Origin of the sequence: Shimazuella kribbensis DSM 45090 (genome assembly GCF_000428065.1) — a bacterium.
GTDB lineage: Bacteria > Bacillota > Bacilli > Thermoactinomycetales > Thermoactinomycetaceae > Shimazuella > Shimazuella kribbensis.
Genome location: NZ_KE386621.1, coordinates 70730 through 86323 on the forward strand (window position 1 = coordinate 70730; position 15594 = coordinate 86323).

The 15594-nt window shown below is 35.3% G+C and carries 22 protein-coding genes; 17 read left to right on the forward strand and 5 right to left on the reverse strand.

Features of this window, described 5'->3' with window-relative positions; genetic code table 11:
* Positions 1-189: hypothetical protein (locus A3GQ_RS27910; protein ID WP_211227756.1), on the forward strand; the 189-nt coding region annotated here is incomplete at its 5' end.
* A gap of 123 nt (positions 190-312) precedes the next feature.
* Here the strand turns inward: A3GQ_RS27910 and ribD are convergent.
* Positions 313-1020 (reverse strand): bifunctional diaminohydroxyphosphoribosylaminopyrimidine deaminase/5-amino-6-(5-phosphoribosylamino)uracil reductase RibD, encoded by a 708-nt coding sequence (gene ribD, locus A3GQ_RS25385; protein ID WP_051272270.1) that lies wholly within the window; start codon positions 1018-1020, stop codon positions 313-315.
* A gap of 18 nt (positions 1021-1038) precedes the next feature.
* On the reverse strand, positions 1039-1725 hold the full coding sequence (locus A3GQ_RS25960) for a helix-turn-helix domain-containing protein (RefSeq protein WP_051272273.1): 687 nt from the start codon (positions 1723-1725) through the stop codon (positions 1039-1041).
* 360 nt (positions 1726-2085) lie between these two features.
* Here A3GQ_RS25960 and A3GQ_RS0122130 point away from each other — a divergent pair, with 360 nt between their 5' ends.
* From A3GQ_RS0122130 to A3GQ_RS28325, 13 genes are all read left to right on the forward strand, one after another.
* Complete coding sequence (locus A3GQ_RS0122130; RefSeq protein ID WP_028778865.1) at positions 2086-2367, forward strand: hypothetical protein; 282 nt, start codon at positions 2086-2088, stop codon at positions 2365-2367.
* A gap of 4 nt (positions 2368-2371) precedes the next feature.
* Complete coding sequence (locus A3GQ_RS0122135; RefSeq protein WP_028778866.1) at positions 2372-2638, forward strand: hypothetical protein; 267 nt, start codon at positions 2372-2374, stop codon at positions 2636-2638.
* On the forward strand, positions 2626-2760 hold the full coding sequence (locus A3GQ_RS28315) for a hypothetical protein (protein WP_281170855.1): 135 nt from the start codon (positions 2626-2628) through the stop codon (positions 2758-2760). The genes A3GQ_RS0122135 and A3GQ_RS28315 overlap by 13 nt, the downstream gene beginning before the upstream one ends.
* 78 nt (positions 2761-2838) lie before the next feature.
* The gene (locus A3GQ_RS0122145; protein ID WP_028778867.1) at positions 2839-5421 is read left to right on the forward strand and encodes a type IV secretory system conjugative DNA transfer family protein; all 2583 of its coding nucleotides are present in this window, start codon (positions 2839-2841) and stop codon (positions 5419-5421) included.
* Complete coding sequence (locus A3GQ_RS0122150; RefSeq protein ID WP_083964377.1) at positions 5340-6275, forward strand: replication-relaxation family protein; 936 nt, start codon at positions 5340-5342, stop codon at positions 6273-6275. Before A3GQ_RS0122145 ends, A3GQ_RS0122150 begins: the two co-directional genes overlap by 82 nt.
* Before the next feature lie 205 nt (positions 6276-6480).
* Complete coding sequence (locus tag A3GQ_RS0122155) at positions 6481-6906, forward strand: hypothetical protein (protein WP_028778869.1); 426 nt, start codon at positions 6481-6483, stop codon at positions 6904-6906.
* 109 nt (positions 6907-7015) lie between these two features.
* A complete protein-coding gene (locus tag A3GQ_RS27575) occupies positions 7016-7183 on the forward strand; it encodes a hypothetical protein (protein ID WP_169818327.1) in 168 nt (55 codons plus the stop codon).
* Positions 7184-7232: 49 nt separating this feature from the next.
* Complete coding sequence (locus A3GQ_RS25395) at positions 7233-8285, forward strand: hypothetical protein (RefSeq protein WP_051272275.1); 1053 nt, start codon at positions 7233-7235, stop codon at positions 8283-8285.
* The gene (locus A3GQ_RS0122170; protein WP_083964366.1) at positions 8197-9075 is read left to right on the forward strand and encodes an ATP-binding protein; all 879 of its coding nucleotides are present in this window, start codon (positions 8197-8199) and stop codon (positions 9073-9075) included. Before A3GQ_RS25395 ends, A3GQ_RS0122170 begins: the two co-directional genes overlap by 89 nt.
* A 523-nt stretch (positions 9076-9598) precedes the next feature.
* Positions 9599-9733, forward strand: a complete 135-nt coding sequence (locus A3GQ_RS28320; protein ID WP_281170856.1) for a hypothetical protein — start codon at positions 9599-9601, stop codon at positions 9731-9733.
* Positions 9734-9831: 98 nt separating this feature from the next.
* Positions 9832-10032: a hypothetical protein gene (locus A3GQ_RS0122185; RefSeq protein ID WP_028778871.1), complete on the forward strand. Its 201-nt coding sequence runs from the start codon at positions 9832-9834 to the stop codon at positions 10030-10032.
* A gap of 77 nt (positions 10033-10109) precedes the next feature.
* On the forward strand, positions 10110-10265 hold the full coding sequence (locus A3GQ_RS27580) for a hypothetical protein (protein ID WP_156877906.1): 156 nt from the start codon (positions 10110-10112) through the stop codon (positions 10263-10265).
* A gap of 237 nt (positions 10266-10502) precedes the next feature.
* Positions 10503-10634 (forward strand): hypothetical protein, encoded by a 132-nt coding sequence (locus A3GQ_RS28325; RefSeq protein ID WP_281170857.1) that lies wholly within the window; start codon positions 10503-10505, stop codon positions 10632-10634.
* 23 nt (positions 10635-10657) lie between these two features.
* Here A3GQ_RS28325 and A3GQ_RS0122200 read toward each other — a convergent pair whose 3' ends face one another.
* Positions 10658-10969 carry a hypothetical protein gene (locus tag A3GQ_RS0122200; RefSeq protein ID WP_028778872.1) on the reverse strand — a complete coding sequence of 104 codons (312 nt, stop codon included), beginning with the start codon at positions 10967-10969 and terminating at the stop codon, positions 10658-10660.
* 146 nt (positions 10970-11115) lie between these two features.
* Complete coding sequence (locus tag A3GQ_RS27585; protein WP_156877907.1) at positions 11116-11259, reverse strand: hypothetical protein; 144 nt, start codon at positions 11257-11259, stop codon at positions 11116-11118.
* Positions 11260-11776: 517 nt separating this feature from the next.
* On the opposite strand from A3GQ_RS27585, the gene A3GQ_RS0122210 reads away from it, so the two are divergent.
* From A3GQ_RS0122210 to A3GQ_RS27590, 3 genes are all read left to right on the forward strand, one after another.
* On the forward strand, positions 11777-13405 hold the full coding sequence (locus A3GQ_RS0122210; protein ID WP_028778873.1) for a hypothetical protein: 1629 nt from the start codon (positions 11777-11779) through the stop codon (positions 13403-13405).
* Between the two features lie 411 nt (positions 13406-13816).
* A complete protein-coding gene (locus tag A3GQ_RS0122215; protein ID WP_169818329.1) occupies positions 13817-14104 on the forward strand; it encodes a hypothetical protein in 288 nt (95 codons plus the stop codon).
* A gap of 294 nt (positions 14105-14398) precedes the next feature.
* A complete protein-coding gene (locus A3GQ_RS27590; protein WP_156877909.1) occupies positions 14399-14566 on the forward strand; it encodes a hypothetical protein in 168 nt (55 codons plus the stop codon).
* Here the strand turns inward: A3GQ_RS27590 and A3GQ_RS0122225 are convergent.
* Positions 14550-15518, reverse strand: a complete 969-nt coding sequence (locus A3GQ_RS0122225; protein ID WP_028778875.1) for a DUF6414 family protein — start codon at positions 15516-15518, stop codon at positions 14550-14552. The two genes, A3GQ_RS27590 and A3GQ_RS0122225, sit on opposite strands and share 17 nt — an antisense overlap.
* Positions 15519-15594 lie beyond the last annotated feature (76 nt).

Below are 15594 nucleotides of genomic sequence, written 5' to 3' on the forward strand. Positions count from 1 at the left end.
GAGTCGCACCCTATATGGGTGCGTGGATTGAAATACCAAACGCCGTATATTAGCCATGTGGGAGAAAGGTCGCACCCTATATGGATGAGTGGATTGAAATGTTTTCTTTACGAAGAATATGTGTCTTATGATAAATCCCTCATCTTAGCACTAGGAAAATATTTTTATCTAAATACTGGATTAAAATAGACTCTGACGGTCTCTTTTGTGTTGAAGATTTGATTCAATGTAATATGTACCTTTTGAAAACTTTTAAACAAAAAACCAATGTAGAAGGTATACAGCCTATAGCATTGGTTTTTTTGAATCGTTTTATTTTTTTATTGGATATCCAGTAATACAAATATCATCCCCAAATCTTTCTATTGAGATGTTTTCTAATTCAACTGCCTGTGCCATTAAATCGAATCCTTTACCACCAATTGGTGTAATGCTTCGCTTTCCTCCAAGTAGTTTCGGAGCAATGAATGATACTACTTTTTGAATAAGACCAGCTTCTAGCATGGACCAGTTAAGCTGACCTCCACCCTCCAACAAAACGGATTTGACTCCATTTTCTCCTAAAATTTTCATTACTTTCACTAGATCAACTGAGTTATTACCAGCACGAAATACTTTCACTCCACGCTCTTCCAATTGTCTTGCTTTCTTTTCATCTGCTTCTTCGGAACAAAAAACCCATGTTTGTGCTTCTTCTGTAGTGTTAACTAAGGTGAAATCAAGTGGAATGCGTAACTTGCTATCAGCTACGATCCGTATTGGGTTTTTTCCTCCTCCTTCAGGTAATCGTGTAGTCAGACTTGGATTATCGTTTAAAACTGTGTTGATCCCAACCATGATACCATCGAGATTGTGGCGTATATAATGTACATTTTCCCGAGAAATACTATTTGTTACCCACTTGCTGTCTCCTGATTCAGTGGCCAATTTCCCATCTAAGGTCATGGCTGTCTTCAAAACAACAAAAGGTAGTTTTGTTAGGTTGTAATAATCTATTATTTCTTGATGATTAAACTTCATGCTAAATTTCCCCCTATTTTATAACATAAATTGATATTCAAACTGGTACACATCTGTCCGGCTTGTAAGCTGGCAATACTCCACAAGTTTACTGGATGCATCGAAAGTCTTTCGAGTAATTCTAGCTACTGGTACATTCTCTTCAATTCCTAAAAGATCGATTTCTTCATTTACAGGTTTACCCACAATTAAAACCTCATCACAAGAGATGGGTTTTCTTCCGAATGATTCCAAGGTTTTATACAAACTAAGTGTCGGATTTTCTTTTACTTCCTCAAGGGCTTTTTTCAAATCTTCAATAGGTAAAGAATTGGGAAGATAAGATTTTGAAATGGTGATAGGTACACCGTCTCGTAGTTGTAATACTTGGTAAAACAACACAGGAGGCTGCAACTCCTTACGTATGTTATCTGGAAGATCAGCTAATGTATTGTAAATCTGGAGATCAAGATATTTTTTTGTAGCCTTGTTTTTATGATCTCTGCCAAAACCTTTACGAGTCGAAGAAAATCGCCCCAAGAGCCAATCTACAGAAACATTATATAAGTCAGCCAATTTGGATAAAGTCTGTGGGTCTGGATCGCGCCTTCCCTTTTCATACAGTGACAGAGATCCATTGGAGATTTCTATTTTTTCGGCAGCTTCTTTCTGTTTAAAGTTAGCTGCAACTCTTGCTTCTTTTAGTCGTTGAGCCAATATTGTCATTTTATGATTCACCTCGATTTCTTACTAACTTAGTATAGTGTACGTCATAATTAACGAAATGGAAAGAAAATTTACAATTTGTCAATTTTAGTATTGATTTTACATATTGTAAATTATATACTCAGATTATTAACATAGGATAAAAAATTCTGAAAAGGTGATGCCGATGATGAAAACATTCATCATTATTGGCTTGGTAATCATAGTCGTAGCACCAATTGTCCTTATATTGCGAAATCTATATGACAACCTAATAAATCCAGCATTTCAACACAGTTTAGACAAGATCAAATCCCTGATACCTCGATGGATCAAGGGAAAGTAATTTAGAACTTTGACAACTGAAAAGGGGTGAGGAAGTTGAATTTAGCGGGAATATTTACCCTTGCAAATTCGGTTTTAATTATCATTGGAGCTTGGCGGATGATCAGAGTCTTTTGGAAAAAGGAATCCTCAATCAAAGATACCAAGAAAGAGTTTTTTCATTTGATTTTTATCTTGATTGTTTTCGGGATGATCCCAGGACTTCCAGCATTCGCTATGCATACAGGTGAAGCGTTAATGAAGCCATTGACAGCGATTGTTGATTTTATCACGGCTCAAGTTACTGGTGCGGTTAATGAATCGGTAAAAGGAAACTAGGACCATGAATCCTATTCTGCAAGTGATATATATGTCCATCACGGTGTTGATGTATTACAAAATTCTTCAACTTTTCTTACTTGGCTTGGTCATAAAGCGAGCGGTCAAGGGTGATACCAAACGAGTGGGAATCACGGTTTTGTCATTTTTTATTGCACTGGTGTTTCTGTGTGGTATCCCATCTGGTTATGTGAAACAGAAGTATCCAAAATATATGCCAAATGCAGAGGCTGAGATTATCAAGGAGGTGACTACTTCATGGAACCACTAACAGCTTTCTTGATTAGCGTGGCAGGTGCTGGATTTCTTGTCGGATTGTATAAGTTTTTGGAAATGAAAGAACAGAAAAGAGAACAAACCACGGATAATACAACCAACCATTATGAGGACTAATTTTTTAGCTAGTCCTTTATTTTTTAGCCCATTTTCCATAAGTACACCCTTTAGTACACCTGAGAAGGAGGAAAACCCATGAAATATAAACGGATCAAAACAGATAGTTTTCGTGTGATTCCCATCAAACCGTTGGGGCAAATACCTATAGTGGAACCAAATGATTTTAAACAAATCATTCATACCATCACGCATATGAACGATTTGTTCACTGGGACGGGTAAGATTCGCCAAGGGAAAGAATGGGTTTACCGAGACGAACCGAATTTCAGTTTCAAACTTTATAAGAAGGATGGACAAATCCATCAATTGGTGACGTTTCCACAAGATCAGGATCAAGAGTCATTTAAGCAAATAAAGAAGCCCTTATGCCCAATGCTCCAAGCGTCTATCTTATCCGATGCACAAAGCTGTCGATTTGTATCAGAAGATTTGGAGCTATTTGATGAAAATCTATATGCTTTTGCGGTTCGGGGGTTGGAACAATATGCAATCAACCTAGAGCAAGACTTTCGTCAACAAATCAAATCCCTCCTTCTATCTACAGGTAAAGATGATTTGCTTTATAGCTTAACGATGAAAGAAGTAGTGGATCATAAGAAAAAACGAGTAGAACTGCTGGATTTACTAGCAGGAATAGATCCTAACCAAAGATATTCGATATGGAACCACTCCAAAAAGTGGATCGCAAAGGGGACGAAATTGTTATACGAGCAATTTCATGATGAATCGGAAATCGAGAAACATCAAGAAGTAGTAAATCGTTTAAAGGAAAAGAGTAGTTGGTTGAAAGGGATGGTTCATAAAAAAGCAGATGAATGGGAGTGGACTAACCGAAAGACTGCGGAAAATCGATACACACAAGTGGAGTTATTATTTCTGCTGTGGACAGATTCTAAGGAAAAGGCACAGCAATTTCAAACCAAGCTGCAAAGACTCATGACGGATATGCAGGGAGAGAATGAACTCCAAGTTGTATCTGTTAGACCTGATCTCAAGCGAGTTCAGAAAGGGCAGCTTCAATATGATGTGGTTCCACAGTTGTGCCTCTATCAAACGGAATTAAGCAAATTCCTCTATATGCCTAATGTGAAAGAAATAGATGAGTCATTTTACTTTGAACAAATTCAGAAAACCCAGATACCAGAAATGATGCTCAAAAATAAAATTGGATCACTAGCCTTTGGGCGTGATTTATACAATAACCAAATCGTCTACATGCCACGCCCGATTAGTAAAACGGAACTGGATGACCGAGTGAAAGGAACAATTGTAGTCGGAGAGCAAGGAAGTGGAAAAACAAGTTACTTAGAAAATCAAATCTTAGAAACATACCTTGGTGGATCTACCAATGAAAAAGAGTGGTTGATATATGGAAGGTCTGTCATTGCTTTCGAAGTAGCAGACGGTGCATTGATGAAAAACGTCCAGCAACACATCCCAGAATGGTCAAGGAAAAATGTAATCATCCTCAATCATGCTGATACAGCAAATCCCATCTATGTAGGATTTCACGATGTGCTCAAGGTTAACAAAGACAGCCGTAGTATCAAAAAGCAGGTCGCGGATACGGAGACAAAAATCCTCCTTGACTCAATGGGGGATGATAGCAAAACAGTAGCTGTCGAACGTTATTTTAAAGCAGCGCTGCAAGCAAGCTACGAAGTAGGAAAAGGTAATTTGATTGATGCACTACGGATACTCAAAGATCAAAAATACCTATTTGATGTGATTCAAAAACGATTAGAGAAGAAAAAAAGGTTCAGTTTGATGCAAATCCTAGAAGACAATGCAACCGATATGATCAATGATCCCTCTGTGTTGAAGACAATTAAGAATCGTCTTATCCCGTTTATGGCTGATGATGATTTCATGAACCTGGTAGCCCAAGATGTAAACGAAGAAATTGACTTCTATAAGTGGATGAACACCGAACCGTATCTTGTTCTGATCTATCTACCTGGTAGCGGACAAGAAATCTCCCAAGAGCTACGCAAATTTCTGTTTACCCATTACTTCATTAAAATCTGGATGCTTATGCTTTCGAGGGAACGGATCGAGCAAGATAAACGAAAAGAATGTTTGGTGGTAGTCGATGAACTTCACCAAGTGATTGACCAACGAGCTATTCAAAATCTATTCGGTAGCCTGTTTAAAGAGCCAAGGAAGTACCGTTTTCGTTTTGTTTTCTCTGTTCATGGCTGGTCCAGCTTCAACGAGGCAGGTAAAAACAAAGATAGATTGATTCGAGCTATTGAAGACGCGAGACCAAACCTTGTGTTGCTAAAGGGTGGTAATGATTTCTTTAAGTCCATGTCAGCACTATTAGCTCCTTATGATTTGGAAGATTTTAAAGACCTTATGAACATGCAGTATTGTGGAATCTTTCGGGTGGATGTAGCAAAGCAAACACATATTTTCCGATCCAAGTTGATTGAGCCAATTGATATGAGGTTTCCCGTTTATCAAAAGATAAACTTAGAAGAATCTAGATCGATGAAAAATAAGTTAGGCCGTCCTATAGCAGAAGTTGAAGAGATGATTTACAACAGACAAGAGCAAGATGAGGAGGGGAAAGCATGTCAGGAACAAGCAACGCCAGCAGTTCAAAATTTGGAGGAAGCTATCGATCAAGAATTCGCAGCACTTATAAAAGACTAAGACTTCCAAAAAGTGAGCTGTCCTTAGATTGGGCGAAAACCAATGTGGAACTTACAGAGAGAAAAGAAACCATACTCCAGATTCTGAAAACGCACCACTTACTAACAATTGACCAGTTAGAATATTTCCATCCTGATTTTGGGCATCAGTCCCAAAGTCAGCTCCTACTAAGGAGAGATATAAACAAACTCCATGAGACATTCTTTTTAGACAAGGCTACTCGAAAAACGATAAAGCAATGGGATAACAACATCAAGAAGACGATCATAGTCGCACTAGGTGAAATTGGAAGTCAGTACGTTGGCTGGCAGAGACACTATAAACGGATTCAGCATCAAAATGGTGAGGTGATCCTTCCAAAGAAAGCTCACCATATCCTAAGAATTCATGATATGGAGATTCAGACAAGAGAGCTATTAAAAACAATGGATGTTGAGATTAGAGGATGGGCATATGAATGCGGAAATGGAATCGTAAACCATGAAAACAAATTAAATCCTGATGCTTTTTGCATGATGGAGGATCAGACAAACGGAAAAAAATATACTGCTTTTTTTGAATATGACACAGGAACAATGGATTTTAGGAAAAGAAAAAAATTCCCTGAGCTATCTCAGAAGTTTCGTAAATACAAAGAAATTCAAGAATGGAAACCTTGGTACAACAAAGCATTCAGTCTAGCAAGTGAGAATAGATTTCCTCATCTTTTCTTTGTAACAGAAGCTGAAAGTCGGTTCCCTGGCATACCAGATATGCTAACGAATATGGGATTAAAACATACAGTTTGTATGCAAGATGAATTTACTTTACATCTAAAAGAATTTATCGAAAATATGCGAAAGAAGAACGTATGACCCTGTATTAAAGGGTGTACTTAATACATTTTCCTTAAGTACACCCTGCCAAATCTATTTCGAGCGTTATTTTTCAATAGATTTTCGCATGAATTACCAGAACTATTTTTATTGCAAGTTTCTTTATATGCACTCTTTTTATCTTTTCTTTTAAAAATTTGAATCGAGTGGCACATGACAATCTCTTTTGAGGGAGGTGAAAATGATGTTTGTACAGCTGGATAATTTCTTCCGATCCGCTTCCGAAACGGGAGGACTCATCATCATAACAACAACTTGTTTACTTATCATTTATCTGCTCTTCAAACTAACATATTTTATTGAACGTATCATTCAAAGAACAAGTAAACAAGATGTAGATGTGGCTATAAATAATAAAGAAATTCATATTAATGTCGGGCAAAAAACAATTGAAATCCACTCTAAAAAATTAGACCGTTTATTCTGGTTATTGATGGCCCTAGGGTACATTGTAGGAATTGTATATGCACTTTCCAATTTCTTTTTTGTTGTTGGGATAATCCTTTTGATAATCCTTCTAATTTTTGCTCCAAAAAAAATATTGAATATCTTCGGATTTATACTCCGAACAGGAGTCAAAGGAGTGCTTCGGATTGGTTCACCAAAATAAAACAGGTATATAAATCTGAATATTCGTTCTATTTTCTGATTTAAATTTAAATAAGACATGCTTTTATGCATTGAATGTTTGCATACATTGAATGGAAGGGGTGATTAGTTTGAAGAAATCAAAACTAAGCGTAGGCAAGGAAATATACGGTACAAAAGACATCAAACAGGCTTTTTACGAAGCATTTGCACCGTATTTCGAACAAAACAATATGCACCCTGCAAGGTTTGTAAGTTGGATAACTCAAGAGCCCAAAAAACGTGTGGGGAGTAGTTAGCCCCTTTTTTGCTAGAGATTTGGACAAGCATAGAAAGGTGATGTATGAAATGGCACGATCCCGAAATATTAAGCCAGGATTTTTTCTAAATGATTTATTGGCGGAAGTTGATCCTCTTGGAAGATTACTTTTTGCCGGACTTTGGACCATAGCTGACAGGGAAGGAAGAATAGAAGATCGTCCCAAGAGAATCAAAGCTGAGATTTTACCATATGACAATTGTGATGTAGTCGAGTTATTGGACGAGCTTAACGATAGAAAATTCATCATGCGTTATCAGGTTAATGGTGGAAAATATATTCAGATTACTGGCTGGAACAAACATCAAAATCCACATGTAAAAGAAAAAGCAAGTACCATACCAGCACCAGACTTATCTAGTGCAAGTATTGTACAAGCACAACAAGATAATAAACAAGAAAAAAATAGTTTTGGTTCTGGTGATGACAAAGAAAAAAAGACGAAGAAAGATAAGCTAGCTGATTCAGATGAAATGGATGGAGGAGAAATTTTTGAGAATAACAAATCAGCGAAATCCTGTATAAATAAAGGGATTTCGGAAGAACTGGACAAGCACCATACAAGTCCAGTACAAGAACCAGAAAAGCATACAATAAATCTTGCTGATTCCTTTAACTTGATTCCTGATTCCCTTAACCTGATTCCTGATTCCTTCAACCTCGTATCTGGTTCAAAAGAAGATGAAGATGATTTATTAGCTCATAAAGAAAGTTCGTTAAAAAAGATCGAAGAACAATACATTCAGAATCAAATCATAGGTCGTGGTGTTGGAGTTATACCTAACCCGAAAGACTATGAATCTATGAAAAACCTTCTGAAAGCCAAAATACCATTAGAAGATATCCTATCTGGTATTGATCAGGCTTTTAAAAACTTTAAACCTAAGCACCCCAAAGATCGTATAAATTCATTTGCTTATTGCGAATCAGTTATTTTAGATCAACATGCAAAAAAGCTAGCAAGAGAAAATACAAACAGGGAGAGTGTTAACTATGATGGATTTTCACAAAGTATTGGATCAAATACCCAATCCACTGAACAGTCAAAAGGAAAATGGGATCACCTCGTCTATCGTGGATGAAATGGATTCAGCACATTGCTGCTTGATCTGTAGGAAAGAGATACGACGATTGGAGTTACATGTACTTGATAGAATCATACGCCCGTTACCTGTTTGCAACTGCATCAAAGAAAAAGAGCTTGCTGAGCACAGGGAACGAGAATTAGCGGCCCAACGGGAGAAGGTAAAACGGATTTATGGTGAGGGATTGATAGACGAGGAATTAAAAAAAGCCAGCTTTGACAACTTCAACAAAAGACCTGAGTTAGAGAGTGCTTATCGCATCGCAAAAGATTTCACAACAAATTTTCAAAATCAAGAATTCGGATTATATATGTTTGGTCCGGTTGGAGTTGGAAAAAGTCATTTAGCTGCTTCCATCCATAAGAAGCTAATCCAGCAGGGTTATGCATCTGTATTTATTGACGTAACTCAATTGTTTGGACTAGCTAAAAGCACATTCAAAGACGAAAAAAAGAGCGACCAGGATTACATACAAGCAGCTATCAAATGTGATCTTTTAACGTTAGATGAGATAGGCCTAAATCCATTGAGTAGCTATGAATTCGGTCTTCTGTTTCAAATCTTGAACGGTAGAAAAGGAAAACTCACTAATCTAACCAGCAACCTAAATCTTGATAGATTGCGGAAATGGTTTGCGATTGATAATAAAGGTAGACCTTTAGATGAAGACGGGCGAGTATTCGATAGATTGATAGGAAGTACCTTATTGATAGAATCACAAGCAAGTTCCTACAGAATGTACAAAGCACAACAAAGAATGATGGCTATGCAAAAAGGAGCAGTTTAGATAGCTAGGTTGAAAAAATTGCAGGCGAGGTTCACATGATTTGTTCTATACAAACTTTATGCATGACGTTAGTGTGTGTCTTGATCTACAGAATGAAAATATAATTTACAAAACGTAAAATATTTTATTGATTTTACATATTGTAAATTATATACTTGGATTATTACCAAAAAATAAAAAAATTCTGAAAAGATGATGCCATGGAGGACTACACAACAGAACAACTCCTTCAAGAAATCAAGGAATTACAATCATCAAAAAGCATTTGCGCAGTTTGACATACGAGCAGAACAGCAAATAAGCCTATACCACAAGTTATAGACCAGATAAGGGAGGTGAGATGAATGTTGAAAATCGTTTCTACATCACTTTTAATAGTTGCGGAAGGCCCTGATGGAGACGCAGTATTCGAAGCTGAAGAGGGACAAGTACCAAATGAATAAAAGCCCTCAACACATGGTAGAGGACTCTCGGCAAAGAAATTTTACCATGTGTGAGGACCATCCGTAAAGGAGGTTCTACCATGTCGGTTGATGACCTTGTAAAAGTTGATGGTGAGTATGCAACCATCGTTGAGATAAGAGGATCAGAAGTTACAGTCAAATTTTGTGATGGAAGCAAGGAAACATGTAGAAAATCTGAGATCAAAGAGCTGTAAAGGAGCGGAAAAATGAATCGTGTTGAAATGGAGCCGTGGCCAACAGAGCCAGTGAGATGAACTGTTAATATACTTTATTCAACTTGGAGTGAGACAAAATGCAAGAACTGAAAGAGATTGTGTTCCTTTATAACAACATTGAGGAAGTACTGATTGTTGAGGATATAGAGACAGGCAAACGAGCTACAGTCACTAGTGTTTCAGATATCAGACATTTTTTACATCAACAATATTTATCCCCTGATGATTACTACAGTGGCTGGATCGATGGAGACGATGTACTTGATCTCTTTAGTTAATAGGTAGAGATCCCATGGGTCGCCTTGAGCCGTCTGAGTATTTATTCTTTCCACAGTGATCGAAAGGAGGAGACAGCGTGTATATTCCAGCAGATCCAATAGAAGCTCAGAAAGCAATTGAAGCGTACATGAAACAAAACCTCACAAAAGAAGAAATCGATATTCTTATTGATGCAGTCAAAGAAGCAAAACGGAGAGTAGATGAGCAAATTAACCAGTTGAAGGAAAAATAAGATGTCGACAAAGTAATTTTCATCGGAGATGAGAGAGATAGTTGCTATTGTTGTGATGTTTAACAGCAGAACTGGAAATGTAATGGATTGTGCGAACCAACCTGTTCTGTTCGAGTTTGGCTTCTGATCAGGAGTATGAAGATGAATAAGCAAAATAAAAAAGGATTTTGCGTGGAATCTCTAATCTGAATTATTAGAGTTTATTACTTGGATCTCCAAAAAAAAGGAGAATGTAAAATGCGTGATTATATGGATAATAGCAAGGGCAGCGAAGCCATGGAAAAAGCATATAAAAAGTTACTTGAAGAAAAAGAACTGAAGAAAGCAGAAGAAGATCGCAAACGTAAAGAACGAGAAAATAAAAAGTAAACGTAACCCCTCTATTTGAGGGGTTATTTTAATTCTCCATTATGTATTTGTAGCAATTCATGTTCCTGTAGAAGCTTAAAACATTCGTGTAGATCAACCCAAATGTTACGGTTTTTGATATCATCATTTTTTCCATAATATATAGCAATATCACTAATCCAACTACGAATGGATACAGGTGAGCAATCTTCTACAGCTCGTAAGATCAAGGGTTTTACCTGGTTAAACTTGGTTAAGATTAGTCGTTCATTATCAAGATGAACATGATCTGTATAGTCTAAAGCTCGTAGCTTTGACCAATGTTTACTGATTTTCTTAGTTAGAAGATTAATCATAACATCACCCCTATACTTCATGGGATGAGTATACCAAATAACCGTATCATTTTTGATACGGTTTATTAATCGTAGTAGGCGCCTTCTACGATTAATATGATGTTATGGCTCTATCTTGAACATTTCCTTTTTGATCTTCTGTGTTGTTATTCATCAAACCCAAAATCCTCATGTATCTCATCAAAATTATTTTTATTGATGGGAATAAACTTTTCATCGAAATCATCAGCATCAATTATAAAAATTACTTGTTCTTCAATATCAAGGATCGGAAAATACTCTGTAGCCATAAATTGTTCCTTATCTCGATCTGCCCTTTTATTTTAAATATGACAACTAACTATTATACACAAGCCTTTATTTTCCTGCTTTTCAAAACTCAAAATGTTTTTCTTTAACCGGACAACCTTATAATACGAAGAGCCACCACTAGGGCAGCCCTTCACAACCATACGTTCATGATATTTATGCTCAATCAGGAACATATGATTGTATTTTATCAAAACAGCGTTGCTGTCACTAGGTGCAAAAAAGCTTGTAATTATTTACAGGGTTTCTCAAGATGTAATTCGAGTTAAATTCTACTATGCGATCACAGGGATATTTATATGATTTCAATTCAAATAAGGATGCAATTCAAGTTTCTCCCTTTAGCAATTGTTTTTCTTTAAGGGGAATCGCCGTATGTAAATTTGAATATTTTAATAATTTAGATTAAAATGTAAATAGATATTATTTTTTTGTTTTTCTACAAAAACTGCATGTAAATCAATTCAGTAAAATTAAAAGTCAATAAGGAGTGATCTAATGCATCAAGGCCGTATCAAACCGAAAGGAAAACTCAAAGAACATGATAGAGCATTCTATTTTGCGATTGATGAAACTGGGAATAAAGTATCCGCAACCGAGGCATTAAAAATAAAGCAGGAAAAACCTAATTCGGTTTTTTATTGTCCATCCTGTTATAAAAGAAATCGCAAAACAATTGGTATTCCTCAGAACACTCTGCCTCGTCACCGATTCCATCGTTACGAAGCTGATTCACATTTAGATGATTGCCCATATAACAATCCAAGAAAATTTCTCATTAGTATGACTCAAAAATTGGATATTGAACTAGATGATCAAACATTAAAATTAAATCTTATGCCATATGAGGGAAAGAGTGTTGTCATTTGTGACTTTATAGATAGATTGAAAGTTCATATGCAGGAAGATCATATCAAATTCATTGGATTGATTGAATATTTACTCCGGGATTATGACATGCAGTCATTTTACAATGAATACAGCGGCTTAAAGATTCCCTTTGAAGGAAAATCAAAGTCGTTCAATAAATTGGTCTACTCAACCGAATCGGTGAAAGAGACAAAGCGTCCATATGTAGATAAATTAAACATCGTAGTGGGGACTGTGAATCAATTACAAGTGAATTCCCCTTATTTTGTCTTTCATTTTGAGGAGTCTGGTCAGCATTCATTTCCTTTTTTTATTTATGTTCATGATCATTTCTATGATCAAACGCTTCTTGATCAATTGATAGGTAAGAAAGTAGCTTGTTGGGGTTATGTGATAACCGAAAGGGATAGGTACGGAATGGAAATTTTATCAATTCCTCATCAAATTGCCTTTCTCACAAATGATCCAAAGGAGGATATGAATCCATATTTTGATGAAAATCGATTTCTTGATGAGCTTTTTGACCCTACTGAAAAATTAGGAATCATAACTTATGATAGGTTTCAACGAAATTATTCTGATTACAAGCTTCAAAAATTTGATGATGAATTTCAGATTATATTGAATCAAAAAGAAGCTCGAATCCAGGAAATAGGAATTGAATTGTCTGAGACAGAAAAACAAATACAATTTATAAATAATGAACTCGAAGAAACTAAATCTAAGTTAAACCACATTTTAGAAAAGAAAGGGAAGTGGCTAACGTATATATTTAGTTTTAATAAAATCATACGAGACGAAAAATATTACAAACAAAAGCAAATTGAGCAAGTAGGATTAATTAAAGAAAAATCAGAAACAAAGGCATTTCTAACAGATGAACGTAATTCTTTGTATATAGATATAAATAAAATTAAAAGTGATCGTAGTATACTAGAAAGAGAAAGCAATTCGGAACAAAATCTAAAGAAGAATGTAAATGAAGATGATTTTTATGAAGTAGTACTTGATCATTCACATTCAATTTTTATACAGATATATTTCGATATGCAGGTTTTAGAAGTTGAAATAAAAGTCTTCATGGTAGAAAAAAAGGATGGATTCATTATTCCTTATGATCATAGTTATAGCTCATTAAGATCAAGGAAATTCCGATCAATTAAGAACATTTATAAACCCATTCAGGAGACTTGGGATTACATTGAAAGAAAGATCAATGATCTGAAAGAGTTATATAAAAATAACGCGGTCATATGATTGTGTTTTTTTATATACTGCATAATTCGAACTTTACGGTATCAAATTTGAAAGATATATTGAGATAATATAGATTGGTTATTATTCGATTTTAAAGCCCATCAAAAGGAAATGAGGGGCTTTTATATATATAAATTGTCTTTTTTGTTAAATCCAACTCACTGATGAAATTTTCTGTATTATAAGGTGATAACTATATTAAAATTTGAAAGGGGTAAAGATAAATTGGAAAAGAGGTAATAAAGATGCCAGAATATAAGGATTGGATTAATTATTTCCTTACTTTTATTAATATTGTAGTTACCGGATATTTCAGTTTTTTGGAAACAGGGAGTAGATCTGTCTACAACTATTTATAAGACTAAGGTTTTAGAGGACAATGAGAACCGTAAATTCATAAGATTAAAAGTAGTGATGGACTTAGAGCAGATTATTGATAGATTGATTACTTTTAGTCTCACTCCTAATAAAATAACGGTAGACAATATAAAAAGATTAATGCCAAATACAGAGATTATACTCAAAAATTTTAATTTAGACGAGCAGAAGAGAATTTTCGAAGTAGAATCCCTATTGAGGGAACATCTAGAAAGCTTTGAAGAAACGGAAGCTGGGTTGCATATGATTGGAAGTAGTGTAGTTATTGTTAAAAAAATAAACGAGTTAGTAAAGTACTTAAATGACTCATCTTCAGGTTAAGGATTTTGATTTAATATTGCCATCTATATAGACAGCGTCTGATAATCGAACTCCCCACCTTTGGATCCTTTGGCAGAGGACGGGCACACTAGGTTTTAGCCCATTTAAGACTAAATGAAAAAAAAGAGACTCATCAGTGATCGGTAGTCTTTTTGCTCTAATCTTAAAACTTCTACAGCGGCGAAGAAACTTAGTGAGGAAAATAAATACACAAGAACCCTTGAAGTCCAATTTATTCAAGGGTTCTTTTTTTGATGTTAATACTATACTATTAGAGGAAAGGGGGATGGTAACATGCTCTCTAAAATGGTTAAAAAGATACTGAGTAAAAGCTCAAATTATGTATTACGAAATATAGAAGACTTTGAACATGATCAAAAGAGATTAGATAAAGAAATGGATGACTTTGATAAAGATCTTAGAGAATCTATATCAAAAAGCCGTTTTATTCGAAATAAATAGCGACTGGAGATATAGTATAGTCACCTTCATTTACTACTCCAATTTGTCGCAGAGCGGAGTTCAAAGAATTTGATATTTTTGAAATATTACCGAAGAAATCCTCCGGAAAATTGGTATTTTCCACTTTGAAAGGATTTTGATTTGGTGTAGATATCTTTTGAGTTATTTTGCCAATCATCGAAATGGTGATTTTTGGATTGATCCCGTATTTGAAATTCAGCTCTTTGGTGTTTTCTCTTAGATATTCTTCTTTTAACGGAGCAATGCAATTGTCAATTTTAATCAAAAACTTTGAAGGGAAAATGTTCTTAAGGTAGCGAATCAATAATTCGATTCTATCAAAATCTTTTTTCGTTTCTTTTTTTCGTTCCTTTAGTGATTGGGATGCCATGTTAAATTGATTCTTATTGACGTTAGCTTTTAAAATATTCAACTGCTCTTCTTCATCTAAGAACATAATGTTGATTAAATCTTCGCTTATCATGTTTGAAATATAGTCTAGGTCAATGACTTTGAATGTAGAATCTATTTTCACATAACGACCAACTGATAAGTTTTTACTTCCTGTTTCCAAAGGAAAGTCGATCAATTCTGTTTCTCGAAGGTAATTTTCGAAGTCAATCAACGCATTATCATGAAGTTGCTTAGAAATAATTTCCTTTCCAGCTTCGCTGAAACTTAAATTTTGAAGTCTTGAATCGTTTCCTTTGTACCCCAAATTGCCTTTAACTTTAACATCACCTTTTAAACCAATCATTTGAGCTACCATGCTAGGGACACCGGCTCCCATTTCTCCCCCTATATCAGCATTAACTTCTCTTTTTTTCTCATTTTGAGAAATCCTTGTTGTTGTTTCTTGTGCTTCAACATCACTAGAAACAGGTAACCCCATATTGGTTTGTGCGAGAAATGAATGAAGGAAAGAAGTATCTAAATAAACAAACTCTTTCAAATATAAAACCTCCTATTTATATTATGAATTATTATAACATTACAATTTAATATTGTTCGAATAACTTTGGATGATA